Consider the following 22,425-nt stretch of genomic DNA (forward strand, 5'->3'; position numbering starts at 1 on the left):
CCAAATAGGGTATCGCTTGCCCGGGCCATTTGTGTTCGTTGCTCCATGGCGATTACGGCCACTTCGACCCCGCTGTGTGGAGACGTCGAGGGAACGGACGTGCGAACCGAGGCCGGCCATTTAGCGGTGGGATGTCGGGGGCGGAGCGGTGCCAGCCTGAGGCGATGGCGTAACCCAGAGCCTGACCGGCGACGATCATGGCAAGACTGCCTGCCCTGCGCCGGCTGGGAGCCGCCGGGTAAGCCGGGTTGCGTCGCTCCGCTACGCTGGGAAACAGCCAGCGGCAAGACGTCGACGGGACGAGTAGCGGCGGGCGCGGCCTGAAGCGAGCCGGGGTCGGTGGAAGCCCGGCGGCTAGCGCGTCGTGAAGATCACCCCTGAGTCGTCGGGAGAACGCGCTCGTACCCGGGCGTCATTAGATCCGGCAGTCGCGGCGGAACGAGGGGTGCGCTCGCGGCCGCAGGCCGGCAGGCGCGCAAGGAGGGTGGTACCGCGGGGTCCCCGCGCTGCCGGGCATGGGCTCGGCGGAGCGCGAGGGCGTCGTCCCTCCGGCGGCACAGCCATGTCGACGGAGACCGGGACCCCACCACGATGACCAGCCCCACGGAAACGCCCACCACCGCGCCCAGCGCCGCCGGCCCGCCGGCGTTCGCGCCGCTGCCGGCGTCGGTCGACCTGCCAGCCTTCGAGCGGGAGACGCTCGACCGCTGGCGTGACACCCAGGTCTTCGAGCGCTCGCTCGCGGCGACCGCCGACGCTCCGCTGTGGGTGTTCTTCGAGGGCCCGCCGACCGCCAACGGCAAGCCGGGCGCCCACCACGTCGAGGCGCGGGTGTTCAAGGACATCTTCCCGCGCTACCGGACGATGAAGGGTTACCACGTCCCGCGCCGGGCCGGCTGGGACTGCCACGGCCTTCCGGTCGAGCTCGCGGTGGAGAAGGAGCTGGGCTTCACCAGCAAGTCGGACATCGAGAAGTACGGCATCGCCGAGTTCAACGACCGCTGCCGCGAGTCGGTGCTGCGCCACGTCGCCGACTTCTCCGCGATGACCGAGCGCATGGGCTACTGGGTCGACCTCGACGGCGCCTACCGCACGATGGACACCGCCTACATCGAGTCCGTCTGGTGGTCGCTGCGGCAGATCTTCGACAAGGGCCTGCTGGTCGAGGACTTCCGGGTCACCCCGTACTGCCCGCGCGACGAGACGCCGCTGTCGGACCACGAGGTCTCCCAGGGCTACAAGGATGTCGCCGACCCCTCGGTCTACGTCCGCTTCCCGGTCGTCCCCGGCACCGGTCCGGAGGGCTTCTTCACCGCGGAGCGGGACGCGAGGCTGCTCGTCTGGACGACGACCCCGTGGACGCTGGTCTCGAACACGGCTGTCGCCGCCCATCCGGACGTCACCTACGTCCTCGTGCGCACCGCCGCGGGGGAGCACCTCGTGGTCGCCGAGCCGCTCGTCGCCACGGCCCTCGGCGACGCGGCCGAGGCGGCCACGGTCGTCGACCGGCTGACCGGCGCCCAGCTCGCCGGCACCCGCTACCAGCGGCCGTTCGAGCTGCTCGACGCGGCCCGGTTCGAGCCCGGCGCCGACGGGGTCACCGGCCGGCTCGCCGCCGGCCGTGCCCCGGCGGCCCCGCACTCGGTGCTGCTCGCCGACTACGTCACCACCACCGACGGCACGGGCCTGGTCCACCAGGCGCCGGCGTTCGGTGCCGAGGACCTCGGGGTCTGCCGCGGCGTGGGCCTGCCGGTCGTCAACCCGATCGGCTCGGACGGACACTTCCTCGCGGACGTCCCGCTGGTCGGCGGCCAGTTCTTCAAGGACGCCGACGCGCCGCTGACCGCCGACCTCGACGCCCGCGGCCTGCTCTGGCGGGGCACCAGCTATGTGCACAGCTACCCGCACTGCTGGCGCTGCCACACGCCGCTGATCTACTACCCGCTGCCGAGCTGGTACATCCGCACGACGGCGATCCGTGACCGGCTCCTCGCCGAGAACGCGCGGACCGACTGGCACCCGGAGCGGATCAAGACCGGCCGCTATGGGGAGTGGCTGCGCAACAACGTCGACTGGGCGCTGTCGCGCAACCGCTACTGGGGCACCCCACTGCCGGTCTGGCGCTGCCAGGACGACCCGGCGCACCTGACCTGTGTCGGATCGCTGGCCGAGCTGTCGACGCTCGCCGGCCGCGACCTGTCCGCGCTCGACCCGCACCGGCCGTTCGTCGACGACGTCACCCTGCCCTGCCAGCGCGAGGGCTGCGGCGGCACCGCCAGCCGGGTGCCCGAGGTGATCGACGTCTGGTACGACAGCGGCGCGATGCCGTTCGCCCAGTGGGGCGCCCCGCACCGCAACCAGGACGAGTTCGCCAGGCACTACCCGGCGCAGTACATCTGCGAGGCGATCGACCAGACCCGCGGCTGGTTCTACACGATGATGGCCGTCGGCACGCTGGTCTTCGACCAGTCGAGCTACGAGACCGTGCTCTGCCTCGGCCTGCTGCTGGACGCCGACGGGCGCAAGATGTCCAAGCACATCGGCAACGTCCTGGACCCCTTCGCGCTGTTCGAGCAGCACGGCGCGGACGCGGTCCGCTGGCTGATGCTCGCCGGCGGCTCGCCGTGGTCGGACCGCCGGGTCGGCCACGAGGCGATCGAGGACATCGTCCGCAAGGTCCTGCTGACCTACTGGAACACCGCGTCCTTCTTCTCCCTCTACGCGTCGGCCGCGCGCTGGGACCCGGCGGCCGCTCCCGGCACGGCGCCCGCCGACCGCCCGGTCCTGGACCGCTGGGCCCTTTCGGAGCTGGCCGCGACCGTCCGGGAGGTCGACGAGGCGCTGGAGAAGTTCGACACGCTGCGCGCCGGTCGACGCCTCTCCCAGTTCGTCGACGACCTGTCGAACTGGTACGTCCGTCGGTCACGGCGGCGGTTCTGGGGCGGCGACCCGGACGCACTGGACACGCTGCACCGCTGCCTGGACGGTGTGACTCGGGCGATGGCGCCGTTCGCGCCGTTCCTGACCGACTGGCTGTGGGCCCGCCTGTTCGCGCACACCCCGGGCGCGCCGGACTCGGTGCACCTGGCCGGCTGGCCCGAGCCGCCGGCCGAGTGGGTCGACGAGACGCTCTCCGAGCAGATGACCCTGGTGCGGCGGGTGGTGGAGCTCGGCCGGGCCGCCCGGGCCGGGAGCGCGGTGCGTACCCGCCAGCCGTTGCCGCGCGCCGTCGTCGGCGGGGCCGCCTTCGAGGCGCTGCCCGCCGAGCTGCGGGCCCAGATCGCCGACGAGCTCAACGTCACGGCCGTCGAAGGCGCGACGGCGGACGTCGTCGACGTCACGGTCAAGCCGAACTTCCGGGCGTTGGGCCGCCGGTTCGGCAAGCGGACGCCGGTCGTGGCGAGCGCCGTGGCCTCCGCGGGCCTGCCCGTGGACGGGAAGCTCACGGTCGTGGTCGAGGGCGAGTCGATCGAGCTGTCGGGCGACGAGCTGATCGTGACCGAGACGCCGCGCCAGGGCTGGGCCGTCACCTCGGAGTCGGGCCTCTCGGTCGCGCTCGACCTGGAGATCACCCCGGAGCTCGCCCGGGCCGGCCTCGCCCGGGACGTCGTCCGAGTCCTCCAGGACGCCCGCAAGAGCTCCGGCCTGGAGATCACCGACCGGGTCGACGTCTGGTGGTCGGCGTCCAAGGCCCCGACGGCACTGGCGCTGCGCGAGCACGCGGCGGCGGTGGCCGAAGAGGTCCTCGCGGTCAGCTTCGTCGAAGGAGATCTACCCCACGGAACCCACCACACCGCCGACGAACTGGGCCTCACCTTCGCCCTGGGCAAGGCGGAACCGGCGGCCAGATAGCGTCCGTCTGGAGGCCTCCGGCGCCTGGTCTAGAACGGGCGCCGGAGGAGCTGGCAGCTCGGCGGCAGGAGACCGGTCGGGATCCTAGAGTGTGATCAACTCGAGTCCCGGATCGAGCCTGTGGAGATCCTTAGGGTCCGAGGTGACCACCGTCGCGCGCAGAGCCTGGGCCAGGACCGCTACGTGGCCGTCGACGACATCGCTCGTACCCGAGACGGCCAGAAGCCGCCCGGTCAGCCTGGCGGCCGCGTCCGTCAACGGTTCAATCCGGACGGCGGGGGCGCGGACCAGCTCGTTGACCGCGTGCATCGTTCGTGGTCTCTGTCTGAGCGAACGGGCCGACCCCGGCTACCGGGGACATGGGCAACCTCCTTCTTTGACGTACGAACTCCGCGCCTACCGGCGAACTGCTGTGGCACTTGCCGAGACTTCTGATGGCTACGACACTGTCTGAGGCGACAGTAGCTGACCTGCGCAATTCGAGCAAATCGTTCGCCACGCTCCCGCTCCGGCGGCTGGCCGCGACGACCGGACACCGGAGCGGGTCAAGGTGCGTGGATCCGCCCCTATCGGGCGTCAGGTCCGCGGTGGGGCAACCGGTGCTTCCGGTCCGGGTCCGGGCGGGAGATTATCTTCAGCGAGTACCCGGGCGATCAGTGACGATCGCGACGGGTGGTCACAGAGCGCCACGATCGGCCGTACTGTTTGGGGGACAACGGCGCGCCCGCGCGCCCGGCTCGCCGCGCCCCCGGGCGCGGCCGGGAAGACCGAGACCGCGGTGCGCCCGCAGCGGCGCCAGACGCGAGGAATGAGGAACTTTCGGTGAAGCTGGCGATGGGCACCCGGGAGGTCTTCGACGCGGAGAGCCTGCTCGAGGAATACCTGGGGCCGCGCAAGCGCGGGCTGCGGTACGCCTACCCGTACTACGACGGCCTGGTCACGAACGGTGACCCCGATCTGCTCTGCACCGGCGACCTGCTCGCCCCGTGCCTGCTCGGCGTTGGCGTCGACGTCGACCGGCTGCACACCCTGACCGCGTTGATGCCGCTGCTGCAGCGGGCGCTCGACAAGCTACCGCCCGGCATCGAGCTGATCGAGGCCGACGACGTCACCCTCGACCTGGTCGCCGCCCTCTACGACCCGTTGGACGACCCCGACGTCTCCGACCGTGACGTCAAGGGCTCGCTCATCGCCAAGGTCCTGCACCGCAAGCGGCCGGCGCTCGTCCCGCTGTTCGACTCGAAGGTGCGAATCTTCTACCAGCACGAGAACTGCGTGCCGGCGGCCCCGAAGGACGGCCGGTCCTGGCGGCAGTACATGGAGCTGCTGGTCCGCGCGATGCAGTACGACCTGCGCGAGAACGCCGAGGAGTTCCAACGGCTGGCCCAGCTGGTCCCCACCGCCGGCCCGGCCGTCAGCTCGCTGCGGATGCTCGACGTCGTCGTGTGGATGAGCAGCGCCGTCTGAGCCCGTCAGCGCCCCGGCGACCGCACCGCATAGGCGCACCAGCACAACCCAGCCACGAACCGACCACCAGCCACGGTCGGCCCACGATTTCTCCGCCATACCATGAATCGCGTTGGGGAGGGCGCTCAGCGCCCGACCAGGCGGAGCGGCCGAAGGGCGCTCCGCGCCCGGTTCCGGCCGACCGCCGCCGGAAGGGAGAATGGGCCGGTGCGTAGTTTCGCCGTCCGGGGCCTGACCCGCCGGCACCGTTCCGGGGACACGGTCGTGCTCGCCAACGACCACGTCGATCTCGACGTCCCCGCGGGCGAGGTGTTCGGCATCCTCGGCCCCAACGGCGCCGGTAAGACGACGCTGGTGCGCCAGCTGATGGGCCTGCTGCGGCCCGACAAGGGCAGCATCGAGCTCTTCGGGCACGACGTCGTCGCCCGGCCCGACCTGCCAGCCCGGCTGGTCGCCTATCTTGGCCAGAGCGACCTTGCCCTGGCCGAGCTGCCGGTCGCGACGGCCGTGGAGACCACCGGGCGGATGCGCGGCCTGTCGAAGGCCGCGGCCCGGGCCGAGCGGGACGCGGTGCTCGACGAGCTGGACCTCGGCGGCGTCGCCGGCCGTCCCCTCGGCAGGATCTCCGGCGGCCAGCGCCGGCTGGCGTGCGTCGCGACGGCGCTCGTCGGGTCGCGGCCCGTGCTGGTGCTCGACGAGCCGACGACCGGTCTCGACGCGCGCAGCCGGCGCGCGGTCTGGGCCGCGCTGCGGCGCCGGTGTGATGACGCGGGCGTGACGGTGGTCCTGATCACCCACAACGTGCTGGAGGCGGAGACGGTGCTCGACCGGGTGGCGGTGCTCGACGCCGGTCGGGTGATCGCGTGCGACACCCCGGGCCGGCTGAAGGCGCTTGTCGACGCGGATGTCCGCCTCGAACTCGCCTGGCGCGAGGAGCCGCCCGCCGCCGACCCGACCGTGCGCTGGCTCGGCGAGGGCGCGACCCGCTCCGGGCGCCGCTGGACCGTGCGGATGTCACCGGAGCGGGCCCGCGAGGCGCTCGCCCTGCTGACCACCGGCCCGGCGTTCGCCGCCCTTGACGACTTCAGCCTGGCGACGCCGTCCCTGGAGGACGTCTACCTGTCGCTTGGTGGAACCTCCCGTGACCTGGAGCGGATGTGACCCTGACCTGCCCTGGCGGACCTGGGCGGCTGGTCCGGTGACCATCGCCCCCGTCGCCGCCGACGGCACGCCCCCGACGGCGGGCGGCATCACCGCCGCCGATGCCGCCGTCGCGCCGCCGGTCACCGCCCCAGCCCGCACCGGCCAGGCCGTCGTCCCCGCGGTGCCGGGCCGGACGTCGTTCCCGGTCGCGTTCGTGGCCGTCTACCGCGGCCAGCTTTCCCGCGGCAAGGTCGCCCGGATGCCGCTGATGTTCGTCGCCGCGCTGCAGTCCGTCGGCATCCTGCTGCTGCTGCGCGGCGTGGTGGACATCGCCGACGTCGCGGTCGCCGCGCAGGCCGTGGCCGGGTGCACGGTGCTGGTCGTCGCGTTCGTCGCGCTCAACCTGCTGGCCCAGCGGTTCGGCGCGCTGCGGGCGGCCGGCGCGCTGGACTACTACCTGACGCTGCCCGTCCCGGGTACGGCTGTGGTGCTGGGCACCGCGGCCTCCTACGCGACGTTCGCCATTCCCGGCGTCGTCGTCACCGCCGTCACGGGGGCGCTGCTGTTCGACCTGCCGCTCGGCGGCCTGTGGGTGCTCGCCCCGGTCGCACTGCTGGCCGGCGCGAGCCTGGCCGGGATCGGCGCCGCCGCCGGGCTGCTCGCGCCGCGTCCTGAGCTCGCGACGATCGCCGGCCAGCTTGGTATGAGCGTCGTGCTGTTCCTCGGCATCATCCCGTCGAAGCACCTGCCCGGCGTCGGCTGGCTGGTGCGCGACCTGCTGCCGAGCAGCTACGCCGTCGACGCCCTCACCGAGACCTTCCTGCCCTCGGCGCGGTGGGGCGTGGTCGCGCTCGACCTCGGGGTGTGCGCGCTGGTCGCGGTGGTCACCCTGGCCGCCGCCGCCGCGGCGCTGCGCCGGGCCGGCACGGCGTGAGCCGCCGGCACGAGCCCGCGCCCGCCGCCGACGCCAGTGGGGGCGCAGGCGGCGGGTCCACCGGCGACAGCGGCCCCCGGCACGCCGCGCCGGGCCGGCTCCGGTCCCGGCTCGCCGCCTTCGAGCTGGCCGGCGGCGACCTGCGCGCGGGGCTCGCCTTCCTGCTGGGTCTGACGGCGGCCGGCCCCCTGCTCGGGCTCTTGTGGGCGGCGGTCTCGCCTCGGCTGGACGTGACCGCGGGGATCAGCGGGAGCGAGACCGCGTTCACGGCGCAGGCAGACATCGACGCGACGTTCGGGTTCATCTGCCTGGCCGCCGGCATCGTCGCCGGTGCGCTCGCCCGCTGGCGGGCCGCTGACGGCGGCTGGCCGGTTCCGGTCGGCCTCGCTGGCGGCGGGTTCGCCGGGTCGCTGCTCGCAGGCTGGATCGGCCATCTTGTCCGCTCACCCAGTGTGCTGCACAAGCTGCCCCCGCATGCACCCGCGTACGTCGCCGGCCTCGTCGACGTCAAGGTCCGCGCGACCGGCCTGTACCTGGTGCTGCCGGTGACGGCGCTGCTGGTCCTCGCGTTCGCGCTCTGGTTGCCGGTCGCGCTCGTCCGGCGCCCGAACGTGCCAGGCCCCGGGCCCGGCGAGCAGCCCGCCACGGACGAGGCTTTCGCCGCGGCCTCGGCGTTCCGGCCCGCCGTCCTGCCGCCGTCCGAGCTGCCTGGCGACGGGCGGTCCAGCAACGGCGTCGCGCCGGCGGTCGACGCCACCGCGCCCCCCGGTCAGCCGGCCAGCCCGCCGCGAGCCGAGCCGGACGGACGCTCAGACGGCAGCGGGGCCTGAGGCAACGCCGGATGCTTGCGCTCCGTAATCGACCGCGTGCCCCAGGTGGACGTCCTGAGGTTGTCTCGCGGCCGGTGCGGTCGCCCTGCGCGGCCCGCCGGCTCTGTGTCCGCCGGGCGACAGCGTCGTGGTCCCAGGTAGGGAAGGGTCGCTGGACGCGGACTGTAAGGTTCCACTCAGTCCGGTTCAGACCGGATGCCGACGGGTGGGGAAACCGGCGAGATTCCTGACCCGGCGTGGACGTCCGAACTATCAGGCGGCTGCGACAACGGGTTCAGGCCCGTGACCCGATCGCGGCCAGGCAGACGAGGGCGCGGCGGGGAGGATCAGCGTGGTCACGCAGTTCGGTCGAGGACAGAAGAGCCAGCTGTCCGCGATCACGCAGGGCACCGACCTTGTCATCGGCATCCAGCTCAACGCCCCGGGCACCAGCTGGGACATCTCCTGCTTCGGCCTGGACGGCAACGACCGGCTCTCCGACGACCGGTACTTCATCTTCTTCAACCAGCCGAAGTCGCCGGAAGGCTCGATCGAGCTGCTTGGCGCCCAGCAGGGCGACACCGCCGCGTTCCGGGTGAACCTGGGCGCCGTGCCGTCCTCGGTCGACAAGCTGTCGTTCTGCGCGGCGATCGACGGGGCAGGCAGCGCCCGGCAGATCGTCTCCGGTTACTTCCGGATCCTCGTCGGTGGCCAGGAGGTCATGCGCTACCCGTTCAGCGGGGCCGACTTCACCGCCGAGCGCGCCGTCATGATCGGCGACGTCTACCGCAAGGGTGTCTGGCGGGTCGCCGCCAACGGGCAGGGCTTCGCGGGCGGGCTCGCCGAGCTGATCCGGTCCTACGGCGGCGAGGTCGAGGACGAGGCCCCCGCGGCTCCGCCCGCGCCCGCGGGCGGATTCGCCCCGCCGCCCCCGTTGCCCCCGCCGGCCGGTGGCGGCTACGCCGCGCCGCCCGCAGGTGGGTTCGCCCCGCCGCCGCCGCCCGTTCCGACGCCGGCACAGGCCCAGCGGCCCGCCGTACCAGCGGCCACGGGCCCTGCCGCCGCCGTGATCAGCCTCTACAAGGAACCGCCGCCGTCGATGGCGCAGCCGGTCCCGCCGGGCGCGATGGCGAGCCTCACGCCGTACGCCGAGAACCAGGCGCCGGGCCGGTGGGTGCTGCAGAACCCCCGGCTGGTGAAGGTCCGGCTCGGCGAGGACGCGCTGGCGCTGCGCGGCGCGATGGTCGCCTACCAGGGCAACATCGAGTTCGACTACAAGAGCCGCGGCCTGCGGGGCATGCTCGAGGACAAGCTCACCGGCCAGGGCCTGAAGCTGATGACCTGCAAGGGCCAGGGTGAGGTCTTCCTCGCCCAGGACGCGGCCGACCTGCACATCGTCGAGCTCGGCCAGGGCCAGCAGCTCTGCGTCAACACCAAGAACGTGCTGGCCATGGACGCGACGATCCGCAGCGAGGTCAAGCGGATCGAGAGTGCCGGCATCCCGGGCGGCGGCGTCTTCCACTTCGAGATGGCCGGCCCGGGCACCGTCGTCGTGATGACGAAGGGCACCCCGCTCACCCTGCCCGTCCAGGGGCCGACCTTCGCCGACATCAACGCGCTCGTCTGCTGGACCGTCGGCCAGCGGGTCAGTGTCTCGTCGCACGTCGGGATCTCGCGGCAGATCTACCACACCGAGAGCGGCGAGACGTTCAACATGCAGTTCCAGGCCATGGGCGGTGGCCACTTCATCGTCGTCCAGCCGTACGAGGTCTGACGGGAGCCGGTCGTGCAGGGACAACTGATCGATCACTACGGCCAGACCCCGGTCATGGACCGGATGAGCAAGCACGGGTCGAAGATCGCCAAGGTGGTGATGTGGCCCGGTTTCGACCTGTTCGCCCGGTCCGGCTCGATGATCGGCTACGAGGGCCTCATCGAGTTCGACCCGCAGCCGCCGCAGGTCCGCAACATCGCCAAGAGCTGGGCGACCGGCGAGGGCGTGCCGCTGATGACGGCCAAGGGGCAGGGGCTGCTCTACCTGGCCGACTACGGCAAGGACGTCATCGTCCTGCAGCTCACGCCGAACGAGGCCGTGTCGGTCAACGGCAAGAACATCCTGGCCTTCGACGCCCACCTGCAGTGGGGCATCGAGCGCGTCAAGGGCGTGAGCATGATGTCCGGCATGGGCATGTTCAACGTGGCCATCCGCAACAACACGCCCAACCCCGGCTGGGTGGCGATGGTCTCGAAGGGCACGCCGATCATGCTGGACACCCGCGAGGCGCCGACGTTCGTCGACACCGACGCGCTGGTCGGCTACACCGAGGGCCTGCACATCGAGAAGCGGCGCACCGCCGGGATCGGCAGCATGCTCGGCCGCGGCTCGGGTGAGGCGTTCCAGCTGGGCTTCTCCGGCCAGGGCTTCGTCGTCGTCCAGCCCAGCGAGGACGCCCGACCGCACTTCTCGATGCGGGGCTGACGCCGTGTCGCCCCTGGCCAGACCGCGGCCGATCTCAGCGGCCACCCGTGGGTCGAGGCCCGCCACCGATCCCGTCGTTGCGCTCCCGCGCCGGCCGCGCCCGGCCGCCGCTGGAAGGACGTCGTCATGAGCTACCCGCCGCCTCCGCCAGGTCCCGGCTACCCCCCGCCGCCCGGCCAGGGCTTCCCGCCACCGCCTGGCGGCTACCCGCCGCCGCCCGGGGGCGGCTACCCGCAGGCCCCCGGTGGCTACCCGCCGCCCGCGCCCGGTGGGTTCCCGCCGCCGCCCGGTGCTCCCGGTGGCTTCCCGCCCGGTGGCCCCGGCGCGTTTCCGCCCGGGATGCCGCCTCCACCGCCCGGCATGGGCCCGGGGGCGCCCAACCCGAGTGGCGGTATCCGCAGCTCGCTGCTCGACAACCCCGAGGTCAGCAGCGCGGAGCGGTTCACCCTGCAGAACGGCAAGATGCTCAAGGCGAACCTCGGCGCCCAGGGCATGCGCGAGTTCTACGCGCGCGCCGGCGCCATGGTCGCCTACAAGGGCGGCGTCCACTTCGACGGCCAGTGGGAGGGCTGGGCCGGGCAGTGGAGCCACCTGTTCGGCGACGGCGAGACCCTGCACCTGATGAAGGTCCACGGAGCGGGCACGGTCTTCCTCGCCAACCAGGCGCAGGACGTCTACCTCGTCGACCTCGACGGCCGGGACGGCTTCACCATCGACGGCCGCAACGTGCTTGCCTTCGACACCAGCCTCAGCTGGGAGATCGTCAAGATCCAGTCGCACGTCGGGATCGCCGGGGTCGGCGGCTACCAGATCGAGCTGACCGGCAGCGGCAAGCTCGCGATCTGCGTCACCGGTGCGCCGCTGGTCATGCGGGTCACGACGCAGAACTACTACTTCGCGGACGCGGACGCCGTCGTCGGCTGGTCGTCCGGCCTGCAGGTCTCGATGGAGGCCGCGGTGACGTCGAGCTCGGCCTGGAAGCCGCGCGGCAACACCGGCGAGGGCTGGCAGATGCAGTTCACCGGTGACGGCTTCGTCGTCGTCCAGCCGAGCGAGCTGATGCCGCCCTACAACGCGCTCGCCGGCCGGGGCCCGGCCGCCCAGTTGTTCGGCATGGGCCAGAGCGGCTTCGCCGGCAACCGCCTCGGCGGCCAGGGCAACCCGCACGGCAGCGGCCAGCCCGGGCACCCGCAGGGCGGCCAGCCCGGCCTCGGTGGCCTGTTCGGCCAGATGGGCCGGGGCTTCCTGTAGTAGGCGCGGTGAGCGGCTCGCGGGGTGACGCGACGGTGCGCCGCCCCTCGTGATCTGGGCGAAACGGAGCCCCGGACGGGGCGCTCGCCGGTTAACGTCGGGCCCATGCTTGCCGCGCTCCAGCTCGCGTCGGCCATCGCGCTGGAGATCGTGGCCACCACGGCGCTGCGCCAGTCCAACGGCTTCACCCGGGTGTGGCCGACGGTGCTCGTCGCCGTCTGCTACCCGCTGTGCTTCTACCTGCTGTCCCGGGCGCTGCGGACGATCTCGCTGGCCGTCGCCTACGCGATCTGGTCCGGCGCCGGCACCGCGATCGTCGCCGCGATCGGGGTGCTCGCCTTCAAGGAGCAGATGAACACGGTGAAGGCCGCCGGCCTCGCCCTCATCGTCCTGGGCGTCATCGGCCTCCAGCTCGGCGGCACCAGCCGCTGACAGGCGCCGTGGCCGCTGTTACGGGCCGCCGCGGCTGGCGCCCGGGGTGACCAGGCCCGTCTCGTAGGCGACGATGACGGCCTGCGCCCGGTCGCGGATCTGGAGCTTGGACAGGATGCGGGCGACATGGGTCTTCACGGTCGCCTCGCTCAGCTGGAACCGGGCGGCGAGCTCGGCGTTGGTCAGCCCCTGGGCGAGGAGCCCGAGCACCTCGAGCTCGCGGGGGGTGAGCGAGGAAAGGTCGCGGTGCAGCCCGGCGGCGCGGCTGTCCTGGGCGGCGAAGCGTTCGACCAGGCGGCGGGTGATGGTGGGCGCGAGCAGCGCGTCACCGAGGCGGACGAGGCGGACCGCGGCGACCAGGTGCTCGGGGCTCACGTCCTTGAGCAGGAAGCCGCTGGCGCCGGCGGTCAGCGCGGCGTAGACGTAGCGGTCAAGGTCGAACGTGGTCAGGATGATCACACGCGGGGTGCCGGCCGTGTCCGGACCCCGGCCGCACAGGATGCGCCGGGTGGCCTCCAGCCCGTCCACGTCGGGCATCCGGATGTCCATGAGGACCACGTCGGGGCGGGTGCGCCGGACCGCGTCGACGGCCTGCCCGCCGTCGGCAGCCTCGGCGACCACGTCGATCCCGTCGGCAGCGAGGATCATGCGGAAACCCGAGCGGACCAAAGCCTGGTCGTCCGCGATGACCACCCGCGGGGCCTCGGTCACGCCGCCACCGGGATCACGGCGCGGACCTGGTACCCACCGGCTGGGTGCCGTCCCGCCTGCAACGTGCCGCCGTAGACGGCGAGCCGTTCCCGCAGGCCGATCAGCCCGCGCCCACTGCCCGAGTCGGCCGGCGTCGTGGGAGCGCCGCCCGTGTCGGTGACCTCGACGTGCACGGCGGCCGGCCCGTATTCGATGCTGATCGAGACCTGGGCACCGGCGGCGTGCTTGACCGTGTTGGTCAGCGCCTCCTGGACGACCCGGTAGGCGGCCAGGTCGACCCCGGCTGGCAGCGTCAGCGGCACGCCGGTCACGGTCAGCTCGACAGGCACCCCGGTGTCGCGGACGCGGCCGGCCAGCGCCGGCACCCGGTCGAGGCCCGGCTGCGGGGCCAGGTCCGCCCCGCCGGGGGCCTCCAGCCCGTCGCCGGCCAGCGTGAGCAGGCCCATCGCGTGCCGCAGCTCCGTCAGCGCGGCGCGCCCGCCGGCCTCGACCGCGAGCAACGCCTCCCGCGCCGCGTCGGGCGCCAGGTCGATCACCTTACGCGCCGCTCCGGCCTGCACGACCATCACGCTCACATTGTGGGTGACCACGTCGTGCAGCTCGCGGGCGATCCGGGACCGCTCACGCTCCACGGCCAGCCGGGTCCTCGCCTCCTGCTCCGCCTCCAGAGCGAGCGCGCGCTGGCGCCAGGTGTGGATCGCGTTGGCCGCGAGACCGAGCGGGACCAGCACGAGAAACGGGAAATAGACCCCTCTGATCGTCAGGACACCCCGGAACGTCAAGGGCGCAATCATGATCGTGCCGGCGGCCACGGCGGTGAACGCCCCCGTCCGGTAGGGGCTGTACCGTGCCGCGCTGTAGCCGGCGACCAGGCAGGACAACGAGAGGATCCCCGCGGCCTCCGGACCACGAACGACCGAGTGGAGCGCCACCCTCAGACCGATCACCGTGCAGAACGCGGCCAGCGGGTATCGGCGGCGGACCACGAGCGGCAGCGCGGTCAGTGCGCCTCCGAACGCCAGCGCCCAGTGGGTGCCGCCGCCCGCCTGCGTGAGCACGTAGACCATTGAGTCGCCGCCGGGAGCTGGGGCCGCGAGCTTCGCCCCAGGTGGCAGCGCGGCGCCCAGCGGAGCGAGCAGGACCAGGAGCGCGTGGGTCCGGTCCCGCCACGCGTAGATGCCGAAGCCCGCGGCCAGCACGCGCGCGAGGATCGCGTCGGCGAGCCAGGCCCAGGACGAGAGCTCCGGCCGCGGGCCGGTGGCGCGCGGCAGGCTCGTCGCCCAGGCGCGCACGCCGTGCGCTACCGACTTCGTGCTCACCGGCCGGCCGGGCAGCAGCACCTCGACGAGCCAGGACGACCGGAACGGCGCGCGCCGCCCGCCGGTGGGGCGGGCGCGGCGCGCGGCGCTGGCTCCCGACTGGTTCTGGCTCGCATGCACGTGCACCGCACCAGTGTGGCAAGGCCGCCGAGCCGAAACATCCATCTCGCGCGGCGGCCCCGTACATCCCGCGCGTACATCCCTGGGATGACGCGGGTCGCAGGTCATCCCGCCGCGGTAGCCGACTTCGCCATCGCGGGCGACGTGCAGTGATCGAGCGCCGGCCTAGCGTCCGCGTCGACCTTTCCCGACCCGACCCCGTGGGGGACCCGTGGACGCAGAGATGATCGAGATTCGCGCGGTGAGCAAGCGGTACGACGGCGGGCCGCCCGCCCTGGCCGACCTCTCGCTGACCGTGCGCGCCGGCGAGGCGCTGGCCGTCGTCGGCCCGTCCGGCAGCGGCAAGTCGACGCTGCTGAACCTGATCGCGGGACTCGACCGGCCGAGCGCGGGCAGCGTGACCGTCGACGGCGTCCGCGTCGACACCCTGAGCGAGGCCGCATCGGCGCGTTACCGGCGCACCCGGATCGGCATGGTCTTCCAGTTCTTCAACCTGCTCGACGACCTGACCGTCGTCGACAACGTCGTGCTGCCGGCCCGGCTCGCCGGCCTGCCGCGGGCGAAGGCCCGGGCCCGCGCGGCCGAGCTGCTCGGCTACCTGGGGATCCACCGTCTCGCCGACGCCTACCCGGGCCGACTGTCCGGTGGCGAGCGGCAGCGCGTCGCGGTCGCCCGGGCGCTGATGAACCGGCCGGCGCTGCTGCTCGCCGACGAGCCGACCGGCGCGCTCGACTCCGCCTCCGGCGCGCAGGTCAGCGAGCTGTTGGCCGGGCTGCACGCGGACGGCCAGACGATCCTGCTGGTCACGCACGACGCCGTGCTCGCCGAGTCCTGCGCGAGCCGGACCATCGAGATTGTCGACGGCGCGATCACTCGCGACGTCCCGGCGGCGGCCCGATGAACGCCCGTCCTGGCGCCCTGTCCGCGGTGGTGCGGGCCGGTGTCGGCCGGCACCGGGTGCGCACGATCGTCATGACGCTGACCGTGCTGCTGGCCGTCGCCGCGTCCGTGCTCGCCACCGGCCTGCTCGTGGCGTCGAGCGCGCCCTTCGACCGAGCCTTCGCCGCGCAGCGCGGCGCCCAGCTGACGGCCCAGTTCGACGGGGCGAAGGTCACCGCCGCGCGGCTCGCGGCCACCGCGTGGGCGCCCGGCGTCGTCGCCGCGGCTGGGCCGTTCCCGACGGTCTCGGCCAGTCCGCGCACGGTCGCCGGGACCGACGGTGTCCCCGCGGGAATCGGGCTGCCGCCGTTGACGATCGCCGGCCGGGCCACGGGCGGCGGGCCGGTCGACGACGTCACCATCCTCGAGGGGAGGTGGGCCGCCGGACCCGGACAGATCGTGCTGGCGTCTGACGCGGGAGGTCGCTGGTCCGCACCGGGTCAGCAGCTGCGGTTCGCCGGGCCCGGGGGCGGCGTGACGGTGACGGTGGTCGGCATCGCCCGGTCGGTGAGCCACACGGCCGACGCGTGGGTCGCCCCCACGCAGCTCCCCTCCCTGACCCCCGGCGGCACACCGGCCGGCTACCAGATGCTCTACCGGTTCGCCGCCGCCGCCACGGACGCCGAGGTGGCGGCGGACCGGGCCTCGATCGCCGCGGCGGTCCCGGCCGGCGCGATGACCGGGGCGCAGTCCTACCTCACCATCCGGCAGAAAGCGAACGAGAACTCCGCCGCCTTCGTGCCGTTCGTGGCGGCGTTCGGTGTGCTCGGCCTGGCCATGTCGGCGCTCATCATCGGCATCGTGGTCAGCGGCGCCGTCGGTGCCTCGATCCGGCGGATCGGCGTCCTGAAGTCGCTGGGCTTCACCCCGGCGCAGGTCGTGCGCGCCTTTCTCGGCCAGGCACTGCTACCGGCGGCCGTGGGCGTCGTGCTCGGCGCCTTCTGCGCCAACCTGCTGGCGGCGCCGGTGCTGCGGGAGCAGGCGGACGCCTTCGACGGCACGGTGCCCGGGATTCCGCTCTGGGTCGACGTCGCCGTCGCCGCCGCCGCTCTCGCGGTGGTCTGCGCCGCGGCCCTGGTACCGGCCCTGCGCGCCGGGCGGCTGCGCACCGTCGAAGCGATCAGCGTCGGCCGGGCGTCCCGCCCCGCTCGCGGCCGCCTGGCACGGCGCCTGACCAGCCGGTCGCCGGTGTCGGGCGCGCTGGCGCTCGGGCTCGCGCAGCCGTTCGCCCGCCCCGTGCGGTCCCTGGTGCTGGTCGCGGCGGTCTGTTTCGGCGCCGTCGGCGTGACGTTCGCCATCGGCCTCGGGATCTCGCTGGGCGACATCCAGGCGGCGGGTAACCCCGACGCGGTCGGCGCGGTCGTCGTCCACGCCGGCGGCTACGCGGGCGCCAAGCCCATGGCCCCTGGTGGCCCCCAGGCCGGTCGGGCCTCCACCGCCGCCCCCGCCGCGGTCGCCGCCGCGATCGCGGCGCGGCCGGATACCCGTCGCTACTACGGCGTCTCGGAAACCGAGGTCGGCGTCGCCGGTCTCACAGGGGCCACCAGAGTCATCGCCTACCAGGGCGACTCCTCCTGGGCCAGCTACCAGATGATCTCGGGATCCTGGTTCACGCGTCCGGGGGAGGCCGTCGCCGGTACCCGCTTCCTGCACGCCGTCGGCGCCCACGTCGGGGACACCGTCACCGTCCTGGACGCCGGTCACAGCGTCCGGCTCCGGATCGTCGGCGAGGCGCTGGATCTCAACTACGACGGCATCAACCTGCTGACCGAGGGCGCGTCCCTTTCCAGCCTGGGCCGCGAGCCTGGGGCGACGGACTTCTACGTCGACCTGCGGCCCGGGACGAACGTGGCCGGCTACATCAGCGCCCTGGCTGCGGCGCCGGCGCTGGACGGGGCGTTCGTCAAGCCCAACGTCGCCGACGGATCCTCGGCGATCGCCGCGATGGAGACGCTGATCGCCATGCTGACCCTGGCGCTGACGGTCGTCGCGGCGCTCGGCGTGCTGAACACGGTCGTCCTCGACACCAGGGAGCGGGCCCACGAGCTCGGCGTCTTCAGGGCGCTGGGCATGACGCCGCGCCAGACCATCGGCATGGTGGTCGCCTCGGCCGCCGGCATCGGGCTGGCCGCCGGCGTCGTCGGCGTGCCGGCCGGGATCGCGCTGCACCACGTCGTCGTCCCGCTGATGGGCCGATCGGTGGGCACGGGGATTCCGAGGGCCGACGTCGCGGTGTTCGCCCCCGGGGTCGTGGCGCCGCTGGTGCTGGGCGGGCTGGTCATCGCGGTGGCGGGCGCGCTGCTCCCCGCGGTCTGGGCGGCGAGAACCCGCGCCGTCACCGCCCTGCGCACCGAGTAGACCGAGTGGCCAGCCGGGCCGAGGAGCGACCAGGCCCGGGCGTCGTCCGAGTCGGCGATCTACGCTGAACGAAAAGTCGGATACGCCCTGAGGACCGCCGATGTTCGAACGCTTGGCCGCACAGCTCGTCGGCCGGCACGGAGGAGGGAGGCATGCAGAAGGCGCTCGCGCCCGAGATCTCCAACTGGCCGGCCGAGGAGCCGCAGCTCATCGGTAGCCGCTGAGCACCGGATCGCGGACCGACGGATCCTGCGCCTGGTCCAGAAATGGCTGCGGGCGGGAGTCATCGAGAACGACGCGTCGTCGTCGACAATGGAAGGGGCACCGCAGGGGGGCGGCCCGATTCTGGGAAGCGACACCTCGTCGCACATACGCCTCTACACGCGCGGCAACGGTGCCGCGACCGGCGGGACGCTCTGGGCAAGGCCGGATGCTCTGGATAAGGTCCGGCCTTATGGCCGCGTTGCGTACTCATCCGCCGCAAGGGCCGTGGGCTGTCGTCGCCGGAGCCTCCGAGGGCCTCGGCGCGGCCTGGGCCGAGGCCCTCGCCCGCCGCGGCCTGAACGTCCTGGCTGTCGGGCGCCGTCCCGAGCCGCTCGAACAGACGGCACGGCGGCTGGCCGCCACGCACGAGGTCGAGGTGCGCACGCTGGCCGCCGACCTCGCCGAGCCGGGTTTCACGGACCACCTCGCCGCGGCCGGCAGTGGTCTGGAGATTGGCACCGCCGTCTACAACGCGGCCTTCTCCTTCGCCGGCCCCCTGCTGGACCATTCGCCGCAGGACGCTCAGCGCGTCGTCGACGTCAACGTGCGCGGTCCTCTGGTCCTCATCCACCAGCTCGTCCCCGCGATGGTCGAGCGCCACCGCGGCACGCTCGTCCTGATGTCCTCACTGGCCGGCAACCAGGGCGGGCCGAGCCTCGCGGCCTACGCCGCCAGCAAGGCCTTCACCACCTCGTTGGCCGAGAGTCTGCGCGCCGAGCTGCGCCCCGTCGGCGTCGACGTCCTCGCCTGTGTGGCCGGCGCCGTGCGCACGCCGGGCTACGCCGCGACCGTCGGGCGCGACGCGCCAGGCACCCTTGATCCCGACCAGGTTGTCGAGGCCGCCCTCGCGGGCCTGGGCCGCACCGCCCTCGTGACCCCGGGCCGCGCGAACAAGCTCGCCGCGTTCGCCATGCGGCGCCTGCTGCCGCGCGCCACCGCCACCGCCATCATGGGCCGCGCCGTGAAGGGATTCGACGCACCGTGATCCTCGGCTTCTTCCTGCCGTGGATCATCTTCGGCGCCATCCTCGCCCTGCACGTCGTCCTGCCCGCCCGCTGGATCGACGGCTACGTCCGCGACGATCACGGCCGGCCGCTGCGCTACCGGCTCAACGGCGTCGTCGTCCTCGTGGCCGCCGTCGGGGTCGCGGTGCTGCTCGTCGCGGTGCACGCCGCGCCGGCCGACGAGCTCTGGCGTCACCGCTGGGCCGGGCTCGCCGGTGCCTGCGTCTTCGGGCTGCTGTTCACCGCCGCCCTCGTGCTGCCCGCCCCGTCGACCGGCAAGCCGCTGCTCGCCGACCTCTACCTCGGCCGCCGCGAGAACCCGCGCTGGCGCGGCGGCAGGGTCGACACGAAGATGTGGCTCTACCTGGCGGGCGCGGTGCTGCTGGAGCTCAACGTCCTGTCGTTCGCCGCCCACCAGGATCGCGCGACCGGCCACCTCAGCGCCGCCGTCGGGCTCTCGGCCGGGCTGTTGACCTGTTTCGTCGTGGACTACCTGACCTTTGAGCGCGTCCACCTCTACACGTACGACCTCTTCGCCGAGCGGGTGGGCTTCAAGCTCGGCTGGGGCTGTGTGGTCTTCTACCCGTACTTCTACTGTGTGGGCCTCTGGGCCCGGGCTGACGAGCCCGACCCGCACGCGCCGACCTGGCTGCTGGTCCTCGCCGGCGTCGTCTTCGCCGGCGGCTGGACCCTCGCGCGCGGGGCGAACATGCAGAAGTTCTTCTTCAAGCGCGATCCCGCTGCCCGCGCCTTCGGCCTGCTCGAACCTCGCACGGTCAGCGACGGCGAGCGCACGCTGCTCTGCGGCGGTTTCTGGGGCGCCTCCCGCCACATCAACTACCTCGGCGAAATCCTCATGGCCGTCGGCATCACCCTCGCCCTCGGTGCGCCCGGCGACCCCGTGCCCTGGCTGTATCCCCTCTACTACGTAGGCCTGCTCGTCCCGCGCCAGATCGACGACGACCGCCGCTGCGCCGCCAAGTACGGCCCGCTCTGGGACGAGTACCGCGCCCGCGTGCGCTGGCGGATCGTCCCGGGGATCTACTAGGCGTCGGAAGCTGGGAGCCACGGTGGCCGGGCATCTCTGACCTCGGACGGGACGCGGGCGGGCCTGTCATGAAGCCGACCCCTGTCATCCAGCTCGCCCCCCTGGCGAACTCTCCGTGATGCTTGCACACCTCTACGTCCAAGTTCGGCGTCAGGAGGAGAAAATCATGATCACCCTGCGTTCAGATGCTCGCCGCCTGTTGCGTGGAGTCGCGGTGGCCGTCGTACGTCGCCTCGGCGGCCGTCGGTGGTGTCGCGACGCCCGCGCTGGCGGCCGGGACCTGCGTCGACCAGTTCACGGGAGCCGCGCTCCCGGTGACGCTGAGCGGAACGAGCGGGAACGACGTCCTGACCGTCACGAGTAAAAACGCCGTCGTCGACGCCCTGGCGGGCAACGACACGGTGAAGGTCGGCCCCAACCTGTCCGGCGTGGTGGTCTGCCTGGGCGACGGCGACGACACGCTCACCGGCAACGGGGGCGCGCCCAACCGTGCCCTGTCGGTGATGGGTGGCCCCGGCAACGACGCGATCACCTCCGGCAGCGGCGGTGACGTGCTCAACGGCGGCACGGGCTTCGACTTCATCGACGGCGGCGCCGGCAGCGACATCTGCAAGAACGTCGAGACCGCCGCGAGCTGCGAACTCGTCCAGAACTGACGCGGCGCCACGGTGACGTCCCCCGCGCCCGGCGGTCCTGTGCCCTGGCGCGGGGACCGTCGTGTCCGCTGACGCCGGTCGGTGGACCATCGGGGCGGCTGGCCGCTGACGCCGATCCGTCTCGCCTCGGGCGCGCCGCTGCCTGGCACGCCGCTTTCGGCTGGGCTTGGGCGGCGTGGTTCCTGCCAGTGAAGACGGTGCGTCAGGCAGCCGGGCCAATAGCATGGCGGCGATGCCGACGCTGCTGATCGTCCACCACACGCCGTCGCCGTCCATGCAGGCGATGTTGGAGGCGGTGCTCGCCGGCGCCAGGGACGAGGCGATCGAGGGCGTGGAGGTCGTCGTCCGCCCGGCCCTGGCGGCCACCGCGGTCGACGTGCTGGCCGCCGACGGCTATCTACTCGGGACGCCGGCCAACATCGGCTACATGTCCGGGGCGTTGAAACACTTCTTTGATTGCGTATACTATCCGATCTTGGAAGCAACGGTTGGTCGCCCGTATGCCCTTTACGTTCATGGCAACAGCGATACGACCGGAGCGATCCGGGGGGTCGACACCATCACCACCGGGCTGAGGTGGAAGCGCCTGCGCGAGCCACTGTCGATCGTTGGCGAGGTAGACGCCAGGGCACGCGAGGCGTGCTGGGAACTTGGCGCCACGGCGGCTGCCAACCTGATGAAGAGCTGACGCCCGCGTGCCTGCCCGTTCCAGCAAGTTCGAAAATTGGGAGGGGCATTGCCCCGAACGTCGGCGAGCGCTTGTCAGCTAGGACGGGGCAGGCCGATTTCCATCTTGCGGATCTCCGTGGCGTGGACGGCGTAGATGAAGGGGCCTTCACGGGCACAGGCAGCTGTGATCGTCGCCAGATTCGCGATCAGCCACTGTGCCATGATCGAGCCCGGCAGATCCTGCCGCGTGACGTAGAAACAGCGGGCGCTGTGGGCGTGGACGGCTTCCTGCTCGGCGGGTCTGTAACGGATGCGTGCGTCTTTCATGAACACGACCCAACCAAGGCGGGCGGTGTCCTCGATCCACGTGACGTCCTCGACATCCTCGTCCTGCGGGATGCCGTAGTGCTCGGCGAGCGTGGTGAGCCGTAGACCGGCCTCCCGGAGTAGCCGTGGCACGGCGATACGGCCGAGGCTGCGGTCGACGAAGACGTGCGGAAGTCCTGCAGGGTGGCGCGGTGGGTCAGGCGGCGAGTCTGCTTGCGACACGGACGGCACCTTCGAGGTCAGGGAGAGGCACGCCGAACTCGTCGGCCACGTCGGCGAGCGCCTCACCAGCGTGGAACCGTCCCAGGGCGTCCTCGACGCGGGCTCCGCCACGGGTGAAGATCGGCTGGCCGAAGCCGCGGTCCGGATCGACGAGGACCGAGCCAGGTTCATACCGAGGTAGCCTGATGAGCCGCGGGTAGCCGTCCGTGGCGAACTCCACCAGCCGGAGGTAGGACTCGACGATCTGGCCGAACACTCGCTGTCCGTTGCGTACCACGACGAGTTCCCGGGCTCCGCGCGCCTCGGGTGTGTCGCCCTGGAGGCGAAGCACGCGGTCGGGAACGCGACGAGGGCGGTCAGCCACAGCGGCCGCACCTCCGCCGCGGCTGTCTCGCGGGGGAGCGCATGGCGGATGTCCTGC

General features: G+C 72.7%; 19 protein-coding genes. 15 read left to right on the forward strand and 4 right to left on the reverse strand.

Annotated features, from left to right (window positions below; genetic code table 11):
- Positions 1–591 precede the first annotated feature (591 nt).
- The 9 genes from ileS to FRADC12_RS24020 all read left to right on the forward strand — a co-directional run bounded on the left by ileS (position 592) and on the right by FRADC12_RS24020 (position 12,367).
- Complete coding sequence (gene ileS, locus FRADC12_RS23975; protein ID WP_045878318.1) at positions 592–3,852, forward strand: isoleucine--tRNA ligase; 3,261 nt, start codon at positions 592–594, stop codon at positions 3,850–3,852.
- 822 nt (positions 3,853–4,674) lie between these two features.
- Positions 4,675–5,319: a DUF6308 family protein gene (locus FRADC12_RS23985; RefSeq protein ID WP_045878319.1), complete on the forward strand. Its 645-nt coding sequence runs from the start codon at positions 4,675–4,677 to the stop codon at positions 5,317–5,319.
- Between the two features lie 207 nt (positions 5,320–5,526).
- Complete coding sequence (locus FRADC12_RS23990; protein WP_045878320.1) at positions 5,527–6,480, forward strand: ABC transporter ATP-binding protein; 954 nt, start codon at positions 5,527–5,529, stop codon at positions 6,478–6,480.
- Between the two features lie 37 nt (positions 6,481–6,517).
- On the forward strand, positions 6,518–7,396 hold the full coding sequence (locus tag FRADC12_RS23995; RefSeq protein WP_045878321.1) for an ABC transporter permease: 879 nt from the start codon (positions 6,518–6,520) through the stop codon (positions 7,394–7,396).
- Complete coding sequence (locus FRADC12_RS24000) at positions 7,393–8,226, forward strand: hypothetical protein (RefSeq protein WP_045880143.1); 834 nt, start codon at positions 7,393–7,395, stop codon at positions 8,224–8,226. The genes FRADC12_RS23995 and FRADC12_RS24000 overlap by 4 nt, the downstream gene beginning before the upstream one ends.
- Positions 8,227–8,557: 331 nt before the next feature.
- Positions 8,558–9,979 carry a TerD family protein gene (locus FRADC12_RS24005; protein ID WP_045878322.1) on the forward strand — a complete coding sequence of 474 codons (1,422 nt, stop codon included), beginning with the start codon at positions 8,558–8,560 and terminating at the stop codon, positions 9,977–9,979.
- Between the two features lie 12 nt (positions 9,980–9,991).
- A complete protein-coding gene (locus tag FRADC12_RS24010) occupies positions 9,992–10,684 on the forward strand; it encodes an AIM24 family protein (protein WP_045878323.1) in 693 nt (230 codons plus the stop codon).
- Positions 10,685–10,810: 126 nt separating this feature from the next.
- Positions 10,811–11,935: an AIM24 family protein gene (locus FRADC12_RS24015; protein WP_045878324.1), complete on the forward strand. Its 1,125-nt coding sequence runs from the start codon at positions 10,811–10,813 to the stop codon at positions 11,933–11,935.
- A 105-nt stretch (positions 11,936–12,040) separates the two neighbouring features.
- Positions 12,041–12,367, forward strand: coding sequence for a DMT family transporter (locus FRADC12_RS24020; RefSeq protein WP_045878325.1), 327 nt, complete (start codon positions 12,041–12,043; stop codon positions 12,365–12,367).
- An 18-nt stretch (positions 12,368–12,385) separates the two neighbouring features.
- Here the strand turns inward: FRADC12_RS24020 and FRADC12_RS24025 are convergent, their stop codons facing one another.
- Together FRADC12_RS24025 and FRADC12_RS24030 are read right to left on the reverse strand one after the other, a co-directional pair.
- Entirely contained in the window at positions 12,386–13,078 is a 693-nt protein-coding gene (locus FRADC12_RS24025) for a response regulator (RefSeq protein ID WP_084011146.1), read from the reverse strand.
- Positions 13,075–14,523 carry a sensor histidine kinase gene (locus FRADC12_RS24030; protein ID WP_232304002.1) on the reverse strand — a complete coding sequence of 483 codons (1,449 nt, stop codon included), beginning with the start codon at positions 14,521–14,523 and terminating at the stop codon, positions 13,075–13,077. Before FRADC12_RS24030 ends, FRADC12_RS24025 begins: the two co-directional genes overlap by 4 nt.
- Before the next feature lie 217 nt (positions 14,524–14,740).
- Here FRADC12_RS24030 and FRADC12_RS24035 point away from each other — a divergent pair, with 217 nt between their 5' ends.
- From FRADC12_RS24035 to FRADC12_RS24060, 6 genes are all read left to right on the forward strand, one after another.
- Entirely contained in the window at positions 14,741–15,418 is a 678-nt protein-coding gene (locus FRADC12_RS24035; RefSeq protein WP_045878326.1) for an ABC transporter ATP-binding protein, read from the forward strand.
- Entirely contained in the window at positions 15,415–17,814 is a 2,400-nt protein-coding gene (locus FRADC12_RS24040) for an ABC transporter permease (RefSeq protein WP_045878327.1), read from the forward strand. Before FRADC12_RS24035 ends, FRADC12_RS24040 begins: the two co-directional genes overlap by 4 nt.
- 454 nt (positions 17,815–18,268) lie before the next feature.
- Entirely contained in the window at positions 18,269–19,063 is a 795-nt protein-coding gene (locus FRADC12_RS24045) for an SDR family NAD(P)-dependent oxidoreductase (RefSeq protein ID WP_045878328.1), read from the forward strand.
- Positions 19,060–20,130, forward strand: a complete 1,071-nt coding sequence (locus tag FRADC12_RS24050; RefSeq protein ID WP_045878329.1) for a phosphatidylethanolamine N-methyltransferase family domain-containing protein — start codon at positions 19,060–19,062, stop codon at positions 20,128–20,130. The genes FRADC12_RS24045 and FRADC12_RS24050 overlap by 4 nt, the downstream gene beginning before the upstream one ends.
- 185 nt (positions 20,131–20,315) lie before the next feature.
- Positions 20,316–20,786, forward strand: coding sequence for a calcium-binding protein (locus FRADC12_RS24055; protein WP_045878330.1), 471 nt, complete (start codon positions 20,316–20,318; stop codon positions 20,784–20,786).
- A gap of 223 nt (positions 20,787–21,009) precedes the next feature.
- The gene (locus FRADC12_RS24060) at positions 21,010–21,474 is read left to right on the forward strand and encodes a flavodoxin family protein (protein WP_045878331.1); all 465 of its coding nucleotides are present in this window, start codon (positions 21,010–21,012) and stop codon (positions 21,472–21,474) included.
- Between the two features lie 74 nt (positions 21,475–21,548).
- On the opposite strand, the gene FRADC12_RS24065 is transcribed toward FRADC12_RS24060, so the two are convergent.
- Together FRADC12_RS24065 and FRADC12_RS24070 are read right to left on the reverse strand one after the other, a co-directional pair.
- On the reverse strand, positions 21,549–22,004 hold the full coding sequence (locus tag FRADC12_RS24065) for a PIN-like domain-containing protein (RefSeq protein WP_045880146.1): 456 nt from the start codon (positions 22,002–22,004) through the stop codon (positions 21,549–21,551).
- Complete coding sequence (locus FRADC12_RS24070) at positions 21,979–22,368, reverse strand: DUF433 domain-containing protein (RefSeq protein WP_157489005.1); 390 nt, start codon at positions 22,366–22,368, stop codon at positions 21,979–21,981. The genes FRADC12_RS24065 and FRADC12_RS24070 overlap by 26 nt, the downstream gene beginning before the upstream one ends.
- Between the last annotated feature and the right edge of the window lie 57 nt (positions 22,369–22,425).

Origin of the sequence: Pseudofrankia sp. DC12, from assembly GCF_000966285.1 — a bacterium.
In the GTDB taxonomy this organism is placed as follows: domain Bacteria; phylum Actinomycetota; class Actinomycetes; order Frankiales; family Frankiaceae; genus Pseudofrankia.